The sequence below is a fragment of the Desulforhabdus sp. TSK genome (assembly GCF_022836495.1).
Taxonomy (GTDB): Bacteria; Desulfobacterota; Syntrophobacteria; order Syntrophobacterales; family Syntrophobacteraceae; genus Desulforhabdus.
Map to the genome: position 1 here is coordinate 24,234 of NZ_BQXM01000033.1, position 23,331 is coordinate 47,564.

General features: G+C 56.6%; 19 protein-coding genes. 8 read left to right on the forward strand and 11 right to left on the reverse strand.

Going from position 1 to position 23,331, the window contains the following annotated elements:
- Positions 1-5: 5 nt before the first annotated feature.
- A complete protein-coding gene (gene ispG / locus MWC30_RS16900; RefSeq protein ID WP_244085378.1) occupies positions 6-1,088 on the reverse strand; it encodes a flavodoxin-dependent (E)-4-hydroxy-3-methylbut-2-enyl-diphosphate synthase in 1,083 nt (360 codons plus the stop codon).
- A 255-nt stretch (positions 1,089-1,343) separates the two neighbouring features.
- Between ispG and glgA the strand changes: the two genes are divergently transcribed.
- Positions 1,344-2,810 (forward strand): glycogen synthase GlgA, encoded by a 1,467-nt coding sequence (glgA, locus tag MWC30_RS16905; RefSeq protein WP_244085379.1) that lies wholly within the window; start codon positions 1,344-1,346, stop codon positions 2,808-2,810.
- A gap of 191 nt (positions 2,811-3,001) precedes the next feature.
- Here glgA and MWC30_RS16910 read toward each other — a convergent pair whose 3' ends face one another.
- The 9 genes from MWC30_RS16910 to MWC30_RS16950 all read right to left on the reverse strand — a co-directional run bounded on the left by MWC30_RS16910 (position 3,002) and on the right by MWC30_RS16950 (position 13,221).
- The gene (locus tag MWC30_RS16910) at positions 3,002-3,448 is read right to left on the reverse strand and encodes an Hsp20/alpha crystallin family protein (protein ID WP_244085380.1); all 447 of its coding nucleotides are present in this window, start codon (positions 3,446-3,448) and stop codon (positions 3,002-3,004) included.
- A gap of 158 nt (positions 3,449-3,606) precedes the next feature.
- Positions 3,607-4,413: a TIGR01457 family HAD-type hydrolase gene (locus tag MWC30_RS16915; RefSeq protein WP_244085381.1), complete on the reverse strand. Its 807-nt coding sequence runs from the start codon at positions 4,411-4,413 to the stop codon at positions 3,607-3,609.
- Between the two features lie 52 nt (positions 4,414-4,465).
- Positions 4,466-5,818, reverse strand: coding sequence for a magnesium transporter (gene mgtE, locus MWC30_RS16920; RefSeq protein WP_244085382.1), 1,353 nt, complete (start codon positions 5,816-5,818; stop codon positions 4,466-4,468).
- A gap of 242 nt (positions 5,819-6,060) precedes the next feature.
- Positions 6,061-7,779: a GspE/PulE family protein gene (locus MWC30_RS16925; RefSeq protein ID WP_244085383.1), complete on the reverse strand. Its 1,719-nt coding sequence runs from the start codon at positions 7,777-7,779 to the stop codon at positions 6,061-6,063.
- 73 nt (positions 7,780-7,852) lie between these two features.
- Positions 7,853-8,263 carry a response regulator transcription factor gene (locus MWC30_RS16930; RefSeq protein ID WP_244085384.1) on the reverse strand — a complete coding sequence of 137 codons (411 nt, stop codon included), beginning with the start codon at positions 8,261-8,263 and terminating at the stop codon, positions 7,853-7,855.
- Entirely contained in the window at positions 8,250-9,146 is an 897-nt protein-coding gene (locus MWC30_RS16935; protein WP_244085385.1) for a sensor histidine kinase KdpD, read from the reverse strand. The genes MWC30_RS16930 and MWC30_RS16935 overlap by 14 nt, the downstream gene beginning before the upstream one ends.
- The gene (locus MWC30_RS16940) at positions 9,097-9,975 is read right to left on the reverse strand and encodes a hypothetical protein (protein ID WP_244085386.1); all 879 of its coding nucleotides are present in this window, start codon (positions 9,973-9,975) and stop codon (positions 9,097-9,099) included. Before MWC30_RS16940 ends, MWC30_RS16935 begins: the two co-directional genes overlap by 50 nt.
- A 116-nt stretch (positions 9,976-10,091) precedes the next feature.
- The gene (locus MWC30_RS16945; protein WP_244085387.1) at positions 10,092-11,771 is read right to left on the reverse strand and encodes an ATPase, T2SS/T4P/T4SS family; all 1,680 of its coding nucleotides are present in this window, start codon (positions 11,769-11,771) and stop codon (positions 10,092-10,094) included.
- A gap of 442 nt (positions 11,772-12,213) precedes the next feature.
- A complete protein-coding gene (locus MWC30_RS16950) occupies positions 12,214-13,221 on the reverse strand; it encodes an RNA polymerase sigma factor RpoD/SigA (protein WP_244085388.1) in 1,008 nt (335 codons plus the stop codon).
- 397 nt (positions 13,222-13,618) lie between these two features.
- On the opposite strand from MWC30_RS16950, the gene cmk reads away from it, so the two are divergent.
- The 3 genes from cmk to sppA all read left to right on the forward strand — a co-directional run bounded on the left by cmk (position 13,619) and on the right by sppA (position 17,154).
- A complete protein-coding gene (gene cmk, locus MWC30_RS16955) occupies positions 13,619-14,284 on the forward strand; it encodes a (d)CMP kinase (RefSeq protein ID WP_244085389.1) in 666 nt (221 codons plus the stop codon).
- 119 nt (positions 14,285-14,403) lie between these two features.
- On the forward strand, positions 14,404-16,191 hold the full coding sequence (locus MWC30_RS16960) for a 30S ribosomal protein S1 (RefSeq protein ID WP_244085390.1): 1,788 nt from the start codon (positions 14,404-14,406) through the stop codon (positions 16,189-16,191).
- 93 nt (positions 16,192-16,284) lie between these two features.
- Positions 16,285-17,154 (forward strand): signal peptide peptidase SppA, encoded by an 870-nt coding sequence (gene sppA, locus MWC30_RS16965; protein WP_244085391.1) that lies wholly within the window; start codon positions 16,285-16,287, stop codon positions 17,152-17,154.
- A gap of 22 nt (positions 17,155-17,176) precedes the next feature.
- Here the strand turns inward: sppA and MWC30_RS16970 are convergent, their stop codons facing one another.
- Positions 17,177-17,794 carry an L-threonylcarbamoyladenylate synthase gene (locus MWC30_RS16970; protein WP_368860875.1) on the reverse strand — a complete coding sequence of 206 codons (618 nt, stop codon included), beginning with the start codon at positions 17,792-17,794 and terminating at the stop codon, positions 17,177-17,179.
- Positions 17,795-18,036: 242 nt separating this feature from the next.
- Between MWC30_RS16970 and MWC30_RS16975 the strand changes: the two genes are divergently transcribed.
- The 4 genes from MWC30_RS16975 (at position 18,037) to MWC30_RS16990 (ending at position 23,223) form a co-directional block, all read left to right on the forward strand.
- A complete protein-coding gene (locus MWC30_RS16975) occupies positions 18,037-19,107 on the forward strand; it encodes a hypothetical protein (protein ID WP_244085393.1) in 1,071 nt (356 codons plus the stop codon).
- 29 nt (positions 19,108-19,136) lie between these two features.
- The gene (guaB, locus tag MWC30_RS16980; RefSeq protein ID WP_244085394.1) at positions 19,137-20,615 is read left to right on the forward strand and encodes an IMP dehydrogenase; all 1,479 of its coding nucleotides are present in this window, start codon (positions 19,137-19,139) and stop codon (positions 20,613-20,615) included.
- A gap of 25 nt (positions 20,616-20,640) precedes the next feature.
- Positions 20,641-22,197 carry a glutamine-hydrolyzing GMP synthase gene (guaA, locus tag MWC30_RS16985; RefSeq protein ID WP_244085395.1) on the forward strand — a complete coding sequence of 519 codons (1,557 nt, stop codon included), beginning with the start codon at positions 20,641-20,643 and terminating at the stop codon, positions 22,195-22,197.
- A 291-nt stretch (positions 22,198-22,488) separates the two neighbouring features.
- Entirely contained in the window at positions 22,489-23,223 is a 735-nt protein-coding gene (locus tag MWC30_RS16990) for a UPF0280 family protein (protein ID WP_244085396.1), read from the forward strand.
- Positions 23,224-23,331: the final 108 nt, after the last annotated feature.

Genomic DNA, 23,331 nt, shown 5'->3' on the forward strand with positions numbered 1-23,331 from the left:
GTCACTCAATCCAGGATCTTCTCACCGGTGATGTTCTCCACTTCACGCAGTAACCGGGGGATCAGCTCGGATTCAGAAACGGTTTCCACGCGCTCACCCTTTTTGAAAAGAATTCCCTTTCCTCTGCCGCCCGCAATACCGACATCGGCTTCCCTGGCTTCCCCGGGACCATTCACCACGCACCCCATGATGGCCACTTTCAAGGGGGTTTTGACCTTCCTCAGCAGCCGTTCCGCCTTTTCCACAAGAGGGATGAGCTCAATTTCCGTTCGGCCGCAGGTGGGACAGCTGATCAGTTCCACACCACGCTCCCGGAGACGCAGCCCCCTGAGGATGCTGTAAGCGATGGGAATTTCCTCCTCCGGATCCCGGGTGATGGAAACCCTCAGAGTGTCCCCGATGCCTTCAAAAAGCAAGATTCCGATACCCAGAGCCGATTTTACCGCCCCATCCACGAGGGTCCCCGCTTCGGTGACTCCCAGGTGCAGCGGATAGTTTGTCTTTTCAGAGAGAAGCCGGTAGGACGCAACGGTATTCAAAACATCGGAAGACTTCAGGGAAACTTTAATGAGATGGAAGTCATGGTCCTCCAGGAGGCGGATATGCCTCAAAGCACTCTCCACCATAGCCTCGGGAGTCGGATGCCCAAAGCGGGCGAGAAGGTCCTTTTCCAGGGATCCGCTGTTGACACCAATGCGAATGGGCACCTGGCGCTCCTTGGCGGCCCGTGCGACTTTGGCCACCTTGTCCTCACCGCCGATATTTCCTGGATTGAGGCGCAAACCGTCCACTCCGGCCTTCAGCGCACCGAGAGCCAGCCGGTGATCGAAATGAATGTCCGCTATGAGAGGAATGCCGATTCCCTTCTTGATGCGTGGCAACTGCTCCACGGCCGCTTCATCGAGGACCGCCACCCGAACGATTTCACAGCCTGCATCCTCGAGACGCCTGATCTGTTCTATGGTGGCCTGCCCATCCCGGGTATCCGTGTTGGTCATGGACTGCACCACCACGGGTGCCCCTCCGCCGATGGGAACGGATCCCAGGTGGATCCGACGCGTAAGATGCCTTGGCTGCAATGAGCTCAAATTGTGATCCTCCCCTTGGAACTGCTACTGGTCACTGCCCATGGACCGACCCGGGACAGTTTCAAAAAGGCCAGCAATTGCCCACCCGGGTCGGATTACGACACCGGAATTTTAAAAGCCTCCCATGGCTTTGCCAAGATTTATTCCACAAACGGCCTTTCGCAGTAAAGGATTCTATAGTATTAATGACGACAAGGTAAGATTGCGGGTCCAGGCGACAACAATCATGCAGTTCCCCTGAAAAAGTGCTCCCATATGAAAACGCTTAAAATCCTCTTCTGCACCTCTGAAGTCTCGCCCTACTCCAAGACGGGAGGCATGGCGGATGTTACAGACGCTCTCCCCAAGGCCCTGCAGCAGTTGGGCTGTGATGTTCGCATTTTCACGCCTCTTTATCGCTGCGTACGGGACAGGCTTCAGGATCTGACTCTCCTTGCGGAAGGTCTCAGCATAGCAGTGGGTATTCACGACTACCACCTGCAGTTGTGGGAAACCCGCACCACCTCAGGATTGCCCCTGTACCTGCTGGAAAAGGATGAATTTTTTGACAGGAGCCACCTCTACGGCACGCCCTCCCACGGCGACTACGAAGACAATGCCGAACGCTTCGTCACATTCTCCCGGGTGATTCACCCCCTCTGCTCCCGGCTGGGGTGGTATCCCGACCTGCTCCACCTCCACGATTGGCAGACGGCCCTGGTGGCCGCTTATCATTATTTTCAGTGGCGCCATGATCCCAACTTCAGGGGCTCCGGAACCCTCTTCACCATCCACAACCTGGCATTTCACGGGCTCTTTCCAGGCAGCCATTTCAGCCTGACGGGCCTGCCCATGGACATTTTCACCCTGGAAGGAATGGAATTCTGGGGAAACTGCAGTTTCCTCAAGGCGGGGCTTATTTACAGCGACTTTCTCACAACCGTCAGTCCCACCTACAGCAAGGAAATTCAACAGCCCCGTTTCAGCTACGGTTTGGAGGGGATTCTGCAGCGCAGGCAAGACCGCCTGGCGGGCATCCTCAACGGCATAGACACCAGCGTGTGGAACCCTGCCATGGATACCCTGATTCCTCAGCGATACGACAGTCAAGATCTCTCGGGAAAAGCCCGCTGCAAAGCCCACCTTCTATCAGATCTCGGCTTTCCCGAAGAGAGCCGCCATAAGCCGCTCCTGGCAAGCATCGGTCGGCTGACCACCCAAAAGGGAATCGACCTCCTGACGACGGTCATGGAATCACTCCTGGACCTCCCCGTCACCCTGGTGATTCTGGGGACGGGGGACACCGAGCTCGAACGTCAGCTGCAGCAGATGGAAAGCCTTCATCCCCGGCAGCTCAGACTCCTTTCACTCTTCGATGAGTCTCTCGCCCACCGGATCGAAGCCGGCGCAGACATTTTTCTCATGCCTTCACGCTATGAGCCCTGTGGACTCAACCAGATGTATAGCCTGCAATACGGGACAGTACCGGTAGTCTATGCCACGGGGGGCCTGGAAGATTCCGTGTCGGACGTCATGCAGGATACCGACGGCACAGGCTTCAAGTTTTATGAGTACACTCCTGAAGCCTTCCTGGAAGCTATTCGCTCCGCCCTGGCACTCATGCAGGACACCCCCCGATGGACGGAGGTCCAACGCCGGGGCATGGCCCGGGATTTCTCCTGGAACCGCTCCGCTCGGGAATACCTGAGTCTCTACGAGAGGATTTTAGCGGAAAAGGGATGAGCAACACCTGGAGGACCGGCAGGCAGGACGATTCGCTCAGCCCGTCAGGACTCCTGGGAATTTCCCCGGCGAAGGCTGGGCTTGCCCGCAGAGGGAGCAGTCCCCCAGGATGGAGCATCGTGGGGGACTGGCCACGGAGAAGACGGTTCCCGGCTTCTCTACTGAAAATGAAGCGAAAAAGCCTGCTTCCGTCATGTGACCGGAATCTTGATTTCTTTTGCCTTGGATTCTTCCGTCTTGGGAAGAGAGATTTTCAGGACACCCTTCTCGAACGAGGCCTCGACCTTTTCGGTCTGGACACTGGCGGGCAATTGGTAGGATCGTTGAAAAGATCCATAATATCTTTCAGTATAATGATATTGCTCGCTGGATTTGTCTTCTTCTTTTTTCTTCTCACCCTTGATGGTCAGGACATCCCCCGAAATGGTCACCTCGATGTCCTTGGCCTCCAATCCCGGCAATTCCGCCTTGATGATCACACTGTCGGCCGTTTCAGAAATGTCCGAGGTAGGGAGCCACCTTTCCCCAAACACTGAAGGAAAACGGCTTTCCCCGAAAAACCGATTCCAAAGGCTGTCCATTTCCTTGCGGAAGGTGCTGAGCTCGTCTCTGAAGGGTTTCCGCGGTACGAGATCCATAACCATTTCTCCTTTCTCAATGTGTAGTCGCCCTCGCTGGAACGGTGTGACAGATGTTCCGAGCATATCCAATCTTGCACAAAACTAATGCTTCAGATGGTACGGCGCAAGGGCAGCAGCGGAAAATCCGTATAATCCTTTCGAGGAGAAATGGGCTCTCAGGGGAAGATGTCGGCCACGGATACCCGGATGTGATGCGGCTTGTAAGGGTAGCGGTCCACTTTTTCCCTGCGGGTCACCCCTGTCAGCACGAGAATCGTCTCCATACCGCTTTCGATCCCTCCGATAATGTCGGTGTCCATCCGGTCGCCGATCATGAGGGTCGTTTCTGAATGCGCGCCGAGCTGCCGCAGGGCCGAGCGCATCATAAGGGGATTGGGCTTCCCCATGAAATAGGGTTTGACCCCGGTGGCTGCTGTGATCATAGCGGCCACCGCTCCGCAGGTGGGGACAATACCCTCCTCTGTAGGACCCGTCACATCGGGATTGGTGGCAATGAAACGGGCCCCCCCCTTGATGAGGCGCACGGCACGGGTGATGCGCTCGAAGCTGTAGGAAGTCGTTTCACCGACAATGACATAGTCGGGAACCTGTTCCGTGATGGTGTAGCCGATCCCCTCCAGGGCGGTTAGCAGTCCACCTTCCCCGATGACGAATGCCGAACCGAAGGGGCGCTGTTGCTGTAAAAAGCGCGCCGTGGCCAGAGCCGAGGTAAAGATAGACTCCGAGGGGATATCGAGCCCGATGGAGCAGAGTCTTTCCTGCAGATCCTCGGGGGTGAACCTCGAATTGTTCGTCAACAGGAGGAAGGGAGCGCCTGCCTGCCGCAATCTCTCGACGAAGGTATCGGCACCCTCCTGGAGTTTCCTGCCGTTGACCAGCACGCCATCCATATCGATCAAGTAGGCCTTGGGCATACGCTTTCCCCCATCGCACGGCACGCATCTCTCCACTTCTTCTCTCATGCGTCTGTTCCAACAATCGCAGGAGGGTAGGATTGACGTGTGCTCCTTATTCTCAATGTTCCACCAGGTGCTGGAGCAACAGAGTGGACAGTCCCAGAAAGGTGAGAAACCCTCCCACATCCGTCGCAGTGGTGACAAAAATACTGGATCCCAGGGCAGGATCCAGCTTCAATTTGCGAAGTGTTATGGGGACCATTGCACCAAAAAGGCCTGCCAGAACGAGATTCGTGGTCATGGCCATCCACAGGATCAGGGAGAGCCACCAACTGCCCAGCCAGGCGTAGGCGATTCCGGCCATGACCAGTCCGCATATCAGGCCGCTGAAAAGGCCCACACCGACTTCCTTCAAGAGGACCCGCCAGTTGCCGCTGATCTTGATTTCCCCGAGAGCCAGGGCGCGCACCACCACCGTCAGGGATTGCGTGCCTGCATTGCCTCCCATACCCGCTACGATGGGCATGAGAGAAGCCAGGGCCACAAACTGGGAAATGGTACTGGAAAAGAGGCTCACCGTAAACGCAGCGAGAAGCGCCGTGCAAAGATTGACCAGCAGCCAGGGTACACGCAGCTTGACGGAGCGGGGCAGCGGCGAGGAGATCTTTTCGTCCGTATCGAGGTTCGCCAAGAGATACATGTCTTCGGTGGCTTCTTCCGTCATGACATCGAACACGTCATCGTAGGTGATGATCCCCACCAGCCGGTCGTCGGCATCCACCACGGGCATGGCCAGAAAGTCGTAATGGGTCATTTCTTTGGCTACCGCCTCGATGTCCTCATCAACGCGCACGGAAATGACATTTTTATGCATGACCGCCGCCACATCCTTCTCGGGATGCGCCATGATGAGGTCCCGCAGGGAGACAAACCCGGTAAGCCGTCGCGCCTGGTCCACCACATAGACGTAGTAGATGGTTTCCTTCTTGAGGGCTTGAAACCTCAGCTGGTCCAGGGCGTTCCGAATGCTCCCGTCGGCCCGCAGGAAGGCATAGTCGGTGGTCATGTAGGCCCCCGCGCTTCCTTCGGGGTAGGTGATCAGCTTGAGAATATTCTGTCTTTCCGCCTGCATGAGCAGAGACAGCAGCCGTTCCTGGGATTTTTCATCCAATTCCTCCACCAAATCCGCACGATCATCCGGGCTCATGAGACTCATGAGCTCCACCAGGATGTTCTTGGAGAGGAATTTCAGGGTTTCCTTCTGAATATCGAAGGGAACAAATTCAAAGATATCCAGAGACTCGGACGTCCCCAGGAGCTCGATGAAACGGGCGACCTCGGCAGGAGGGAGCATGGCGAGCTGTTCAGCAGCATCAGCGGGATGGAGGGGTTTGAACCTCTCCAGAAGAGCTTCGCGATTCTCATCGCGGATCCACGCGCGCAGCTCTTCCGACTGTTCTTTGTGATCCATATCGTTAACTCCCGAAAGGGCATTTTCATTCCATCTGGGCAGACTCGCTATTGCCCATACTGCAGGGAAGGCACCCTACTCTTAGCAGATGACATGGGGGTTGGCAATGTCTGTACCGCCGGGGTGGAGGAATGTACCCCGGAATCGAGGAGGGAGGTCACCGGAAGAGATCTGGGAGGGCAGCCGGCATTCGGCCGGTCAGGGGAGGACTTCCAGGATGCCAAATGAAAATGGATTCAGAGTCATTCCAGCCCGGCATCTTCATCCGCGGTAGTCACACGGTTGACCTCTTCAAAGGTTGTCAATCCCCGGAGGGCCTTTTTGATTCCGTCATAGCGCAGGCTGTGAAAATTGATTTTTCGGGCGCACAATTGAATATCCGACGCGGATTCACCCCGCGTGATGAGACTCCGCATCTCATCGTTGATGAGTATGACTTCGTGAATGGCGACCCGCCCCGAATATCCCGTGTTCTTGCACTGGAAGCATCCTTTGCCCCGGTACAGGTAGATTTCGCGTCCCTCTCCATTGAAGAGGTCTTTCACCTCCTCGGGCGAAGCCGGATATTTTTCCCTGCAATGGGGACAGATCTTCCGCACCAGGCGCTGGGACATGACCCCGATGAGGGACTGCGAGACGAGAAAGGGCTTGAGGCCGATGTCGATGAGCCGCGTAACGGCCTGAACGGCACTGTTCGTGTGCAGGGTGGCCAAAACGAAATGACCGGTCAAAGCCGCCTGGCAGGCGATCTGGGCCGTTTCCATGTCCCGGATTTCTCCGATGAGCATGACATCGGGATCCTGCCTCAGAAAGGAGCGGAGTGCCGTGGCAAAATCCAGGTCCACGGCTGCATTCACCTGGATTTGGGAAATCCCTGCAAGCCTGTATTCGACGGGGTCTTCGATGGTGGTGATGTTGATCTCGGGTTTGTTCAAATGCTTGAGCACCGAAAAGAGCGTTGTGCTTTTTCCCGAACCTGTGGGACCGGTGACGAAAAAAATCCCGTGAGGGATGTCCATGATCTTCCTGAGAGTCGTCAGGTTCTGCCTGGAGAACGCCAGGTCCGACAGGTCGGGGATGTCCTGCGACTGCGTCTGTCCCAGGATGCGGAGCACAATTTTTTCCCCGAAGATGGTCGGGACGCTCGAAAACCTGAAATCGATTTTCCGGTTGGGAAGCTCCAGGTTGATGCGGCCGTCCTGAGGCCTGCGCCGTTCGGTGATGTCAAGATTGGCAAGAATCTTCAAACGGGAGACGACGGGAGACAGGAGCGACTTCTCCATCATGCTTCGCTCCTGAAGGAGGCCATCCACGCGAAAGCGGATGCGCACCTTGTCCTCCCCCGGCTCGAAGTGAATGTCACTGGCATTCTCCCTCACCGCCAGCAGGAGGAGCCCCCGCACGAACTCCACCACGGATTGGGACCCCGCAACCTTTTGCAGCTCTTCTTTGGTGAGCTCGCTGATATCCTCGATCTGGATGCTGTCCGTCACGATCTTGTTGGACAGGTCCTTCAGGTGCTCTTCCGACTGATATTCAATTTCAATGGCTGCTTCGATTTCATCGGGAAACGCAAAGGTGGGGCTGATACGACGCCCGATGATTTCCTCGGCCGTCTTGAGGTTCAGGGAATCGGCAGGATTGGAAAGCGCCGCCGTGACAGCGTCGCCAAACTGGTAGATGAGAATCATCTGGTGCTTGCGGGCAAACTCTTCGGGCAGCAGGTGCACGACGGAACGCTGAAAAAGCGTCTTGCGCATGTCCACATAGGAGAGATTCAGGGAATCGGCCCACAAACGGCCCAGTACCGCTTTAGGGGTGTTGTTGATGCGCACCAGGTGCAGGAGGATGGCAAAACCGTTCTCTTTGAACTTTTCCTCCAGTCGGAAGGACGATTCCTCGGTAAGGATTCCCCTGGTAACAAGCAGATTCAAGAATGCCGAGTTCTTAATCACGGTCATCTTTTGCGTCCATGCCCTTTCCCGTTGCGCGTCCCGGAGCTATTGCCACCCTGTCGAGCGGCATGCAGCCCTTTCACTTCCCCTCAACCTTTGCCCTGTTTCGAGCGAATATCTGCCAGGTTTCCTTGATGAGCAGTTTGATCTCCTCCAACGGCGTGTCCTTCCGAATGTAATTCGCCGCGCCCAGGGAGAGGCATTTCTCCACGCTCCCCATATCCACGACGGACGAAAGCATGATGACGAACGCCTGAGGAAATTCCGCAAAAAGATCTTTGAGGACCTTGTCCCCCGTCTCGCCGGGCATGTTGATATCCAGCAGCAGCAGGTGAGGCTTCGTCTTCCGGTAAAGGTCCAGGACCTCCGTCCCGTTTCCGGCCTCTCCCACCACATCGCACTTCATCGAATGCATCACCGCCTTCATGAGCACCCGGCAATGACGCTCATCATCGGCGATCAAAACTCTCGGTTTTTTAGTGTCCATCATTTCCCCGTCCTATGGGCAAAGTAAAACTGAACAGGCTACCCGAAGGCTCCCGACTTTCCACCATGAGATCCCCCCCATGGGCTTCAACGATTTTCTTGGCAATAGCCAGCCCCAACCCTGTGCTCTTTTCCCCGCCCGTGGGAAGTGCCGCAGATTTTTGGAATTCTCCAAAAATTCTGCTTCGATCCTCCATGGGGATGCCCGGCCCCTCATCTCCCACGGTCACCCGGGCCATATTTTCTTCTTGTCTCAGAAGGACGGACACCCTGGACCCGGGGGGAGAAAACTTGATGGCATTGCTGAGGAGGTTATCGATCACGCGTCCGATCTTATCCAAATCAAACGAACAATCTGGAAGCTCTGAAAGATCTTCCTCCATGACGATGCGTTTCTCTTCAGCGATGACCGTGTGAACCCGAATGCGCTCGCTCACCAGTCGATCGAGAGCCCCCGGCTGCCGCTGCAGCTCCAGCCGACCACTCTCGATGACCGAAATGTCGAGAAGCTCGCCCACCAGTTTGAGCATGCCACTGCTCACCGTATTGATGATGTTGATGTATTCCTTCTGCTCCTGTGTGAGGGGGCCTGTCGCTTCCGTCAGGATGATTTCACTGAGCCCCCGGATGGAAATGAGGGGATTTCGGAGATCGTGTGCAGCCGTCCCGAGGAACTTGTTCTTCAGGTGATTCATTTCCACGAGCTGCTGGATGAGCGCTCCATTTTTCAAAACCATATCGCCGAGCAGCTCCAGCTCATGCGCTCGGTCCCTCTCTCTCGCCCAGGATTCCAGGAGAGCTGCCAGCAGCTTTTCAGGAAAAGATCCCCTACGATAATTATGCGACAGATAGTCTTCCATCAGTCTCTGGATATTTTGCATGTCCATTGGGCTCACTCTTCATCCGACAAAGGGAGCATTCTCCGGGGAATGCGTCGATTCCCACTTCCTTCAGGGACGTCAGCAGAAAGTTGAGATGCGCAATGTCTTCCGTTCCGGAAATCAAACGGCCCTGGTGCGGGGCCAAGACCTGGTACGGAACCGAAGCAATGCGTTTCAGAGCGTATTGCAGGGCCTTCTCGGACGAAATGTTCTCCCTGTGAAACTGAAGCATGGCAAAGACGGGGCATTCCTGCTCCGAGCGGGGGCAGACAGAGTGCCCCTCACAACGACGACATTCCATGCCCAGTTCCAGGAACAGCCCCTTTTCCTGGACCATTTGACTGCTGAAGAGGTCTCCGGAAAAAAGGACGCCGCTTTTCCGGTCGAAGGTCACAAAGCTGCCCGAAGAGCAGGCAAAGGGAACCTGGAAAAACTCCAGCGTCCGACCCGACGAAAACTCAAGGCGGTGTCCGATATCTTCCAGGGAGCATGGAATCGATGATTCCACGTGCTGCTGTCCCAGGGCCAGGAAGGCTTTATGGGATATGACCTTCAGGTCTTTACGGTGGATGAGGGCTTCCAGGTGGCAGAGTCCGCCCCAGAGCCGCGGGTCGGCGCTTTGGTAGACCAGTGCCTTGATGGCGGACGGCGGCAGCCCCATCTGCATGATCTTCAGGATGAGGGAGGTGAACTGGGCGCGGCTTCCCGCGTCGATGAGCACGGCCTCCGCCTGATCCACTACACAGTAGGGATTAGGCCTCCATCCATGGTCCATTTCGGTGGTCCCCACCCAGTAGATGCCGTCCCCGACCTTGACGGGACGATCATAGTCCAAACTGCTGCTCCGCAAGTGCGACATGGAAGCCTCTACACAGCCCCATAGGCCGATTGTGACGTGTTCAAGCTCAACCCTTGACATGCGGGGGAGAACCAGCCGCTCCCCTGCCCTCATCAACCACGACGGCGTCCTTCATGGAGGGATTCCGGCTGCTCCGCAAGGGCCAGTGCGGCTTCCAAAGCGATTTTGTCTTCCCGAACCAGTCGGCCCAGGCTGACGTCGAAGGAAGCGAAGTCTTCAGATTCCGTCGGCACCTGGGCACGGATCTGCGCCAGCTTATTTTCACGGATATAATTTCGCACGCGATTGCTGGAGACCAGTTTTTCATGGGCCAGCACGAGGGAGCGCCCATCCTTTCCCGGCAGGAGACACTGGGAAAAAACCACCAGGAGCAGATCAGCCAGCTGCTGCTGAATGAGACCCTGGCGATGAAGCGGGCAGCGGTTCACCATGTTTTCAAGGGCCGATGTGGCGTTGGCCGCCATGAGAGTGCTCAGCACGAGATGCCCTCCTGCAGCTGCATCGAGAGCCATCTCAAACTCCTCCTCGCCTCGAATTTCTCCCAGCACAACAATATCCGGCGCATGCCTGCAGATTTCCGTCAATCCCCCGGAAAACGAAATGGCATCGGACCCCAGCTCCCGTTGATTGATATTGCTCTTGTCCGACCGATACACATGCTCGATGGGGTCTTCCAACGTGACGATGTTGCAGCCTCTGCTCTCGTTGACGGTGCTCAGCAGGGCACGAAGGGTCGTCGATTTGCCATGCCCCGCCGGGCCGGTGATGAGGATCAGACCTTGTGGCCTCCGGACAAGTTGCACCAACCATGAAGGAAGGCCGAGCACTTCTGCCGAGGGAAGACTCTCGGGAATCCGACGAATGGCGAGGGAGATGCTCCCCCTCTGGGTGTACGCACTCACCCGAAAGCGTCCGGCCTGTTTATATTCACTGGCGAAGTGGAACGATTTTTCCGCAAGAAATTTGTCCCATTGGTCGTCGTTCATCAGGGCTTTTGCATAGGCGACACACTGAGCGGAAGTGACGCAGGGCATGTCCGCCCGTACGAACTGACCCAGGATTTTCAACGTGGGCGGAGCTCCGACAGTGATGAGGAGATCCGATCCCTCCGACTGGGCCAGGTGCTCCAGCAGTGTGAGTATTGTCATGGGCGCTCTCAGCCCCTGCTGAATCTCCAACCCGGAAAAGCACTTTCCTCCCCTCTCCTGCATGTGCTGGAGGGCGAGGTCCATTTGGTAGGAGGATGCGAGGAGTGGATGGACCGTTTTGCCCGTCAGGAATTCCACCTCGTGCATCGCAGCCTTGTTGCCCGGATTCTCCATAGCCAGGGAAAGTGTCCGCCCATCGACATCGTATGGGATGACCCTGTACTTCTCCATGATCCTGAATGGGAGAAGGTTCAGGAGGTCCTCGCTGACATCGCTTTCCAACAGGTTGACGCCCTGAGTATCTGTCTTTTTGCTCAAAACCCTCAAGAAATCGTCGTCGGAGATGAAACCCATTTCGATGAGCAGCGAGCCGATTTTCCCCCCTTTGCTCGCCTGAAGGTGCAATGCCGCGTCCAGTTGCTCCTGTGAAATCAATCCCTCCTGAATCAGCGCTTTCCCCACGGGAATTTGAGTGCAATCATCCACCCTCCCGGCAGTCCGCTGTCTTTCGAGGAGCATCGTCTTGATTTCGTTCTGAGAGACCTTGCGATTCCCCGAGGTGCTGACCTTCTCATCTTCGATGATTTCTTCAAGCATTTTGGAAAGATCATAAACCTCGGACATGCACTGTCTCCTGGAACAAACCGAGCAGGAGCTCTCCGCGACTTGCCCCGGCAAAGCCCCTGCCGTGAGGAAAACCCTCGTGAACGCTCCCGTTCAAAGCCGAAAAACCGCCTCCCCCTGCCGTCGAACCCTTATCCCCGAGTCGGACGACATACATATACTCTGCACGGATGAGATCATGATTGTTTGATGACCCTGCAGGAGCGGCTTCCAGCCGCGACTCTCTTGGAAATCAGATATCTTTGTCGCGGCTGGAAGCCGCTCCTACAAAAAAGCCCAAACTTCAACCGACCCCAGTATAAAAGTCGGTTTGCGGTTCAGAATCTTTAACGCGATTCTTGCTGGTGGGAAACAGCAGGGGAAAGACTTCCCCGGCAGGAACAGGTTGGGGGAACGGAGGGGCAGCCGCCTTTTCCCGGCAGGCAAAAGGCGGCGTGACGGGTCACACTTCGATCATGCTTTCCTGGAGCAGGTCAAGGTCTTCAATTTCTTCTTCCAGGTAGGCCTTCAGTTTCTTTTTGAGACGGCTCTCGATCTGGCGCACCCGCTCCCGACTGATGCCGAAGCGATCGCCGATCTCCTGCAGCGTCATGGGGTCTTCGGTCAGGAGGCGGTTGTCGAAGATGACCGCTTCCTTTCCCTTCAGCTGCTGCCGGAAGAGCCCCAGTTTTTCGTGCAGAATGGCTTTGGCTTCCTGGTCCGCAAGCTGGTCATCGACGGGTAGATCGTCCGAGGGCAGGAAGGATTTATGAGTGTCCTCGGAATCTTCCTTCAAAGGACTGTCGAGGGAGATCTCCCAGCTGTTCAAGCGCTGATCCATCTCGACGATTTCCGATTCCTTCACATCCAGTCGGTGGCTGAGAAGTTTTGCAGTGGCCTCGATCCCCTGGGATTCCAGTCGCTCCTTTTCCTTGCGCAAATTGAAAAAAAGCTTTCTTTGGGCCTGGGTCGTTCCGATTTTCACCAGCTTCCAGTTGTCCATGATGAACTTGATGATGTACGCTTTGATCCAGAAGGAAGCATAATAGGAAAATTTATAGCCACGATAGGGGTCGAATTTCTTCACGGCCTGCATCAGCCCGACATTGCCCTCCTGGATGAGATCGTTCAGATTCTGCATCCAATACCGCTGGAAATCCATGGCGATCTTCACGACCAGCCTCAGGTTGGCCGTAATGAGGCGATACCCTGCCTCCATATCCTCTTTCTCCCGGTACCGAATCGCCAGTTCTCTCTCTTCTTCGCGGCTCAGCAGAGGATATCGCTTGATCTCTTCCAGGTAGAGGCGGAAAGGGTCGAAGGTGACGGACCGGGATCTTTCGGATGAGGACACCACGGACGTCGTGATTTCATTGGCCCTCTCGTCTTCGTTGAAGGAAGAAGCCTCTTCCTCCTCGAGCCCCTCTTTTTCAGAGGCCTTTGCCGGTCTTTTCCTGATATTTTTTATCATGCAGAATACTTCCTTCCCTCTTGACAAATATACCCAGATAATGGGGATGCATATGCTTTCTTTCGGAAAATCACAAAAATTCTGGAGTCTTGGTCATAAATATTAGTATAGGTTATAGTCTAAAACAAGACGAAAAGAAACCCATGCCAGGAAACGCGCCGCCCGAAGAAAGCCATTGCATTTTGTTTCTCTCTCCTTTATAAGGTCCAGGCAGATTTTAGGGGTTCGTCAGACGTGCATTCACCCTTGCGAAATGGAGTACGGCAGCACACCGAAGGCTCCAAATGACTTTCCCTGTTCCATGTGCCACGCTCCCAATTGAGGAAACCCGACCTGCAAAATATGTTGCGATCACCCACTTCCTTAAAACAACCAACTGGCTTTTGAATACGCCGCAATGATCATAACCATCGACGGCCCTGCAGGGGCAGGGAAAAGCACGGTTTGCCGATTGCTTGCCAAAGCACTGGGATATGTGTACCTCGACACCGGCGCCATGTACCGCGCCATTGCCTGGGCACTGAAGGAGAAGGGCTTGACATGCGCGGAAGACCCGGAGTGCGCCGCCTGTCTGCCGACGCTTCCCCTTCGATTTTTCATCGCAGAGGGTGCCCTGACCATCACCTGCAACGGCAGATTCCTGGACGATGAGCTGCGGGAGCCCGAAATCACCCGGGAAGCCTCCCGCATCTCCCAGTCTGCTGCTGTCCGCAGCTTCCTGACGGAATGGCAGCGTCGGCTTGCCTCGGATGGCCGGGTGGTTGCCGAAGGACGGGACATGGGTACCGTCGTCTTCCCCCACGCCCCTGTGAAGGTTTTTCTCACGGCGGATCTCGCCACGCGCACGCAACGGCGACAGGCACAGTACCGTGAGAAGGGGATTTCCGTGGATTACGCTGAACTGGAAGCTCAAATCCGGGAACGCGATGCAGCCGATGCAGAACGTGCTCTCGCCCCCCTGCGGCCCGCACCCGACGCCCTGCTCCTGGATACTTCCGGGATGGATATTTCCGGAGTCATGGAAAGGCTGCTGCGGTTTGTTCGGGAGAAAGACCGTCCCTGAAAACCAAAACACGTTACGGCCAGGAATTTATTTATTGCTGATTTCTTCGATATTTGATATTTTGTTTAATTCAAAAGCGGCCAATGCCGCAAATTTGGACTAAGGGGGTAATGAGCTCAATGGTTGACAAAGAAAAAACGAAACAAGAGATGACCGAAGACCTGGATATGGACACCTTCATGGAAGACGATGTCGATTTCGATCCCGACATGATGGAAGACATGGACACCATGCAGGATCTTTACGATCAGAGCTTCCGCAATATCCAGGAAGGCGAGGTCATCCGCGGACACATCGTCCAGGTCAGTGACGATTTCGTAATGGTGGACATCGGGTACAAGTCCGAGGGACAGATCCCCATCTACGAGTTCAAAGATGAGACGGGGGTGATACAGGCGGCCATCGGAGATGAAGTCGATGTGCTCCTGGAGTTCCACGACGACGAAGACGGATCCATTCACCTTTCCAAGGAAAAGGCCGCCAAGATCAAGGTTTGGGACGACATCAGCCGGATCTACAATGAAGACGGCATCATCGAAGGAAAAGTGGTTTCCAAGGTCAAAGGCGGGCTGGCGGTCGATATCGGCGTTCAGGCCTTTCTGCCCGGCTCCCAGGTGGATCTGCGCCCCGTTAGAAACCTCGAATACCTGATCGGACAGTCCTTCCCCTTCAAAGTGCTCAAGTACAATAAAAAGCGTAGAAACGTCGTTCTTTCCCGCCGTGCGCTCCTGGAAAAAGAGCGCGAGGAGATGAAATCCCAGACCCTCGCCAACCTGGAAGACAGCAAGGTTGTGGAAGGAATCGTCAAAAATATTACGGATTACGGTGTATTCGTGGATCTGGGCGGCATCGACGGGCTCCTGCACATCACCGACATGAGCTGGGGTCGTGTGGGGCATCCCTCGGAAATGTTCCAGATCGGAGACAAGATCAACGTCATGGTCCTCAGCTTCGACCGGGAGCACGAGCGGGTATCCCTCGGCCTCAAACAGCTGATCGCGGATCCATGGACCAAGGCTCAGGAAAAATATCCCATCGGAACCCAGGTGAAGGGCAAAGTGGTCAGTCTCACCGATTACGGCGCCTTCGTGGAGATCGAGGAAGGGGTGGAAGGCCTCATCCACGTTTCCGAAATGTCCTGGACCAAAAAGGTGCGTCATCCCTCCAAGGTGCTCAGCGTAGGGGATGAAGTCGAAGCGGTGGTCCTCAGCATCAATCCCGAGAACAAGCGTATTTCTCTCGGCATGAAGCAGCTGGAGCCCAACCCCTGGGATGTCATTGCCCAGAAGTACCCCGTGGGAACGACCATTGCCGGAAAAATCAAAAACATCACCGATTTTGGTGTTTTCATCGGCATCGATGAAGGCATCGACGGGCTGGTGCACATTTCCGACATTTCATGGACCAAGCGCGTAAAGCACCCCTCGGAAGTCTTCAAGAAGAACCAGGAAGTTCAGGCCATCGTGCTCAACATCGACAAGGAGAACGAACGGTTCTCCCTGGGGATCAAGCAGCTCGAGCCGGATCCGTGGGAAAGCATCCCCGACCGTTATCCCCTGGGCAGCATCATTGCCGGTCCCATCACCAACGTGACCGATTTCGGCCTCTTCGTGGAACTGGAAGAAGGGATCGAAGGACTCGTCCACGTCTCGGAGATCAGCAAAGAGAAGATCAAGTCGCCGGTGGGCCAGTACAAACCGGGCGACCGGATCACCGCCAAGGTGATCAATATCTCTCCCAAGGATCGCAAGATCGGTCTTTCCATAAAGAAGGTGGAAGAGCAGGAGGAGCGCACCAACTACGATGATTATCTCCACAGCTCCAAGGCCGCTACTTCCAACCTGGGTGAACTGCTCAAGGAAGAAATGGAAGCGAAGGCCAACAATCCCGCTCCCGACAAAGACTGATTCGACCGACTCAACGCCTCGCCGTTAAACTCCAACACCCGGTTCATGCTCTCTGCTTGAAACCGGGTGTTTCCTTTTGAAAGGGAAGCAAGTATGCGACTCCGAAGTTTCTGGTTTCCAGGGCTTTTCCTGCTGCTCATCATCCTGGGCTTCTTCTGGGTGGCGGGGCCGGAGCTCGACTTCCTGTCCAGTCCCAATCAAATTGCGGTGGTCGAGGTCCGTGGATTGATCGACAATTCTCAGGAGACGGTCAAAGCCCTCCGGAAGTATTGCAGGGATGACCACGTCAAAGCCGTTCTCGTGCGCATCGAATCCCCCGGAGGCGGCATCGGCCCGTCCCAGGAAATTGCCCGTGAAGTGACACGCACCCTCAAAGAGAAACCGGTTGTGGCCTCCCTGGGAGGGATCGCCGCTTCGGGAGGCTACTACATCGCCTCGGCCGCGTCCCATATCGTTGCCAATCCAGGAACGATCACGGGCAGCATCGGAGTCATCATATCCTTTCCCAACCTGAAGGAGCTCTTCGACAGGGTGGGCTATTTCACCAACGTCATCAAGAGCGGCCCTTTCAAGGACATGGGCAATCCCGGGCGTGAGATGACTCCCGAGGAGCGGGCTCTCCTGCAGGAAACCATCGACAAGGCTTATGGCCAGTTTGTCAGGGATGTGGCCCGGGGGCGCCATTTGCCCGAGGAAAAGGTTCGGCAGATCGCCGACGGTCGCCTCATCATGGGAGAAACCGCCCGGGAGTTGGGTCTCGTGGATGCTCTGGGAAACTTTCAGGATGCCGTCGAAGCGGCGACGGCTCTGGCGAAGATCGAAGGAGAACCGGAGCTGGTTTATCACAAGAAACAGAAACGGACCCTCCTGGACTACCTCCTCGGGAGCGAAGCCAGTGAGAGTCTAAACCATTTTCTCAATGGCTCGGCCAACTTTCTGCGCTATCAGATGCCCTTCCCTTGAGAGAGCGAAGCAAAAGAGTCTTTCAGCTCGTGAAAAGGCTGACGTCCCCGGCGCCTTCACGCAGGACTTCGGGAACATCGTCGACGAGGGAAATGACGCTCGACGGCTTACCGGGCACGGACGACCCGGCATCGACAATGAGGTCTATGGCGTGGCCCAGCTTGTCCTTGATGTCGATGGGGGAAAACAAGACCTCACCCGTTTCGGGATCGGTGGCGCTGGTACTGATGACGGGATGCCCCAGGCCCTGCACGATGGACAGGCAGATGGGATGGTCCGGTACGCGAATCCCGACGCTCTGCCGCTTGGTCAACATTATTTTCGGCACCAGGCGGGAGCCCTCAAGGATGAACGTGTAGGGGCCCGGCAGGAGACGCTTCATGGTCTTGTAGGCATAGTTGCTGACTTGAGCGTACTCGCCGATATTTTTGAGATCGCTGCAGATGAAGCTGAATGGCTTGCTGGGGGAGCGCCGCTTCAGCTTGTAAATCTTTTCGATGGCGTTTTTGTTCAAGAGGTCGCACCCGATGCCATAAAAGGTATCCGTGGGATAAGCGATGATTCCTCCGTTGGCCAAAACGTCCACGATCTTATGGATCTTGCGCGGTTCCGGATGCTGCGCGTTGATCTCGAGAATCAGGGCCAAAGCGTTTTCTCCTCTATGGCTTCAGAAGCTCCCCTGCCTTGAACAAAGGGTTTTCACGCTCCTGATGAACGATTAAGATGAGATGGAAGTATCCGACAAGAAAAGGAATGCGGGAAGCCATTCAGTACCCCGGTCAGGCCCTCGGCGCATAACGGCTATGCGGCATTTTATCTCCTGACGAAAATAACTGGACCTTTCATCCCATGTCAAGACAAGAAAAGGATTCGTTGTCAGCCATGGCCCCACCGGACAAGCATTTCGCCTCCATCGACGTCGGCTCCCACACCCTCCGCATGCTCATCGCCCGGTGCAACGCGAGGGGGGAAGTCTTTCCCCTGGTCACCGAACGCCGCATCACCCGCCTGGCCAAAAACTTCCAGCAAAACGGGCAGCTGGGAGATCAAGGGATGGAGGGCAGTCTGAAAGTCCTCGAGGAATATGCCGCCACCCTCAAGCGATACAAAGTGGAATCGGTCGCCTGCGGAGCCACGGGCGTCGTGCGCCGGGCGGCCAACAGCGATGAGTTTCTCCAGGCTATCCATCGGCGGACAGGGATCCCCGCCGCCATTCTCTCGGAAGACTCCGAAGCCCGCCTTTCCGCCAAAGGCGTTTTGAGCGTTCTGCCCCCTTCTGAAGGGCACATTCTCACCTTCGACCTGGGGGGCAGCAGCACCGAGTTCCTACTGCTCCATACCCGGAATCCGCATCCCATCTGGCACACCAGCATCTTCATCGGCGCCGCCACCCTGACGGACCGCTTTCTTCGGGTGGATCCCCCTTCAGCCGCTGCCGCAGCAGAAGCCTCAGCCGACGTGCAGGCCTCTTTGGCTCCCACCTTCCAGACCATTCACTCGCTCCTGTCCGACACCACGGGAGGCACAAACCAGGAAACAGGCTTCCCCCGGGAAAGCCTCCGGCTGGCAGGCACGGCGGGCACGGCGACCACCCTTGCGGCCATGTATCTCGAGATGGCAACGTACGACCCTGAACGCGTCAACGGGCTGGTGTTGGAAAACCGGTGGCTTTCGGCCATGACCGAACGGCTCCTCCGCTCCCCCCTGGCACAGCGACGCAGCATCCCGGGCCTGGAAGCTGGCCGCGAAGACATCATCGCCGCAGGCGCTCTCATCGTGATGGAAATACTGAAGGGCTTGCACCAGTCCCAGGTCACCGTCAGTGACGCAGGGCTCCTGGAAGGCCTGCTCCTGAATCACATCGAAAGGGAATACGGCCGACCGGAAACTCTGGTTAGTCCCTTGACATGGGGGACCCAAAGGGTTAAAGGCCTCACCAAAACAGAAACCTAAAAAAACTCAGACATTAACGGAGAAATGGAATGGAAAGCAACCCTGTTGTGCTCATACCGGAGGCCCTCACCTTCGACGACGTTTCCCTGCTGCCCGCTTATTCCGAAGTTCTGCCGCACGAGACAAACCTTGAAACACGCCTCACGAGGGAAATCACCATGCGGATTCCTCTCACCAGTGCGGCCATGGACACCGTCACGGAATCCGAGACGGCCATCAGCATCGCCAGGGAAGGCGGCATCGGCATCATCCACCGCAACATGTCGGTGGAGCGCCAAGCTCTGGAAGTCAACAAGGTGAAGAAGTCCGAGCGGGGCATGGTCATTGACCCGGTGACCGTGGAGCCGGAGCAGAAAATCTCCGACGTTCTGGAGCTCATGGCCCGCTATCGCATCTCGGGGGTCCCCGTCGTCAAGAACGGCCAACTGGTGGGCATCATCACCAACCGGGACCTGCGCTTTGAGAACAACATGGACCTCCAGGTTTCAGAGGTCATGACGAAGGACAACCTGGTCACAGCCCCCGTGGGCATTTCCCTGGAAGAATCCAAAAGGCTCCTCCACAAAAGACGCATCGAGAAGCTCCTGGTGGTGGATGACGAAGGCAAGCTGAAAGGCCTCATCACCATCAAGGACATCACCAAGATCATCAAGTACCCCAATGCCTGCAAGGACGAACTGGGCCGCCTGAGGGTAGGAGCGGCCGTCGGGGTCGGAAAGGACACCCCTGCACGCGTCGCCGCGCTCTACCAGGCCGGCGTGGACGTCCTCGCCGTGGACAGCGCCCACGGCCACTCCCGCAACATCCTGCACACCGTAAGACAAATCAAGGCCGATTACCCGGACCTGCAGGTCATTGCCGGGAATATCGCCACGGCATCAGGGGCACTGAGTCTCGTGGAAGCGGGGGCCGACGCCATCAAAGTCGGCGTGGGACCGGGCTCCATCTGCACCACACGCATCGTGGCCGGCGTGGGCGTTCCCCAGATCACGGCCATCATGGAATGTTCGAAAGTCGGCCGCGCACACAATGTTCCCATCATTGCCGACGGGGGCATCAAGTACAGTGGAGACTTGGTGAAGGCCATCGCCTCGGGCGCCGACAGTGTCATGATCGGGAGTCTTTTTGCGGGCACCGATGAAAGCCCCGGAGAGACCATTCTCTACCAGGGACGTACCTACAAGGTCTATCGGGGGATGGGGTCCCTGGGCGCCATGAAAGAAGGAAGCAAGGACCGCTATTTCCAGGACCAGGTTTTCGAGCCCCAGAAGCTCGTTCCCGAAGGCATCGAAGGCAAAGTCCCCTATCGCGGCCCCATTTCCGCCATCGTGCATCAGCTCATGGGGGGATTACGGGCCGGCATGGGTTACGCAGGGTGCGCCAATCTGCAGGAGCTGCAGACCAAAGCCCGCATGGTGCGCGTCACGAGCGCAGGACTTCGCGAAAGCCATGTTCATGATGTCATCATCACGAAGGAAGCGCCCAACTACCAGGTGGATTTGAAGTAACGATCCAGAATTCAGGAAGATACGCATGCTATTCGATCAGCTCCATGAAGAACGGGTTTTGATCCTGGATTTCGGTTCTCAGTACACGCAGCTCATCGCCCGCCGGATACGCGAAAGCCACGTCTACTGCGAAATCCACCCTTTCAACATGCCTCTTGACGCTGTAAAGTCTTTCCAGCCCAAAGGGATCATCCTTTCGGGCGGCCCCTCCAGTGTTCATGATGAAGGCGCCCCCCTTTCCGATCCGGCGCTTTTTGCCCTGGGAATTCCCATCCTGGGAATCTGCTACGGCATGCAGCTCATGGCCCACCAGCTGAATGGGGCCGTGGAAAAGGCCGACCGCCGGGAATACGGCCCCGCTACCATCGACATCGACGCGCCCGACGAGATTTTCCGGGACGTGGAGGACGAAACGGTGCGGGTCTGGATGAGCCACGGGGACCGTATCCTCAAGCTTCCGGAAGGCTTCAAGATCCTGGCCCACAGTGACAATTCGCCTGTCGCCGCCATGGCCGACCACGGACGTCGTTTCTACGGCGTGCAGTTCCACCCGGAAGTCGTGCACACCCCCTGCGGCAAGACCCTTCTGGAAAATTTCCTCTTCCGCATCTGCCGCTGTCAATCGTCCTGGACCATGAAATCCTTTGTGGAATCCGCCATACAAGCATCCCGCGAAGGCGTGGGGGACGATCAGGTCATCTGTGCCCTCAGCGGCGGTGTCGATTCGTCGGTGGTGGCGGTCTTGCTCCACAAAGCCATCGGATCGCGCCTGCACTGCATTTTCGTAAACAACGGACTCCTGCGGAAGGGCGAAGCCGAAAGCGTCCAGAGGATCTTCCGGGACCATTTCGAGCTGAACCTCATTTACGTGGATGCATCCAAACTCTTCCTGGATCGCCTCAAAGGAATCACGGACCCCGAGCAGAAGCGCAAGATCATCGGCAATCTCTTCATCGAGCTGTTTGAAAAGGAAGCGGGGCAGCTCACCAACGCAAAATACCTCGCCCAGGGGACACTGTACCCCGATGTCATCGAAAGCGTCTCCTTCAAAGGCCCCTCCGCCACCATCAAGACGCACCACAATGTCGGCGGACTGCCCGAGCGCATGAAGTTGAAGCTCATCGAACCCCTGCGAGAGCTCTTCAAGGACGAAGCGCGCATGGTGGGGAGGGAGCTGGGTCTGCCCGAACGGGTCATCATGCGCCATCCCTTTCCCGGGCCGGGACTCGCCATACGCATCATTGGCGAGGTTACCCGCGAAAACCTGTACATCCTGAGGGAAGCGGACAGCATCGTCCTGGAAGAAATGGAGGCTTCGGGCTGGTATGACCGCGTGTGGCAGGCATTTGCCGTGCTCCTCCCCGTACGCTCCGTGGGGGTCATGGGGGACGAGCGGACCTACGACCAGGTCATCGCCGTGCGCATCGTGGAGAGCGTCGATGCCATGACGGCCGACTGGGCAAGAGTCCCTTATGAAGTGCTGGGAAAAATCTCCAACCGCATCATCAATGAAGTCAAAGGCGTCAATCGCGTCGTCTACGATATTTCCTCCAAGCCGCCCAGCACCATCGAGTGGGAATGAGAGCGGAACCGGTTTGAAACGTGATGCAGCCTTACAGGATTTGGGGGGACGCTGAAGAACGCTGACAGGGCGCTGACTCACGCTGATACAGCCTTTTTTGTCAAGAGGCCATAAGTCGGCATCCATCGCCTGGGGTAGGGTGCATTTTATGCACCATCCGTACTGAAGAAATGCTTGTGTCAACAATGGTGCGTAAAACACACCCTACCCACGCTGATAAGCCCTTTTGGGGAGGAGGGGGGGAGGTGCTGCGGCTTGATCCGGGCCGCGGCAATGTCCCGGAGCGATTCCATGCCCGAGAAAGAAGAACGCTTCTACCGCTACCAGCATCAAAGCAAGGCGGACTGGCTCACCTTTCAGACCCGGTACCGGGAAACGGATCTCTGGATACGATCCCGGAAGGATTTGAGGCAGGAAGCCCTGACGGCGGTACTGAGGTATCGGCGCCAACTGGAGCAGTACATCGCTGCATCCCCACAGTTCCTCACCTCCCTGGCCCCCCTGCCGGAAGACTCACTTGCTCCTCCCCTGGCCCGCTGGATGATAGAAGCCTCACGAACGGCCGGCGTAGGCCCCATGGCCAGTGTCGCCGGCGCCGTGGCTCAGTCTGTCGCCCGGGACCTCAAGCTTCTGACTCCGGCCCTCATCATCGAAAACGGGGGGGACTGCTACCTGGACATCCAGGAAGAGATGACCGTCGGCATCTACGCAGGCCCCGATTCTCCCTTCAGCGGGCGTATGGCCCTGCGCTTTCCCGCAGAACGCTTCCCCCTCGGCGTCTGTACCTCCTCGGGCACGGTGGGGCATTCCCTGAGCTTCGGAAAGGCCGACGCCGTTACCGTCGTCTCCAAAGACGCCGCCCTGGCGGATGCTGCAGCCACCGCCCTGGGGAACATGGTGCAGAACCCCGGCCATATCAAGAAGGCCCTCGCCCGGGCCGCTCAAATTCCCGACATCGAAGGGGTCCTCATCATCGTCAAAGACAAGATGGGACTCTGGGGAGACCTCGAGATCATCCCCCTCTGAGACTTGCTGACGGCGTGGAGCAGCGCCGACCTCCCCGGAGTGCTTCGCCCCCCCCGCCCTGGAAAAATGCCTTGAGTTTTCACCGCCGGTTGATATAGTAGCACCTTG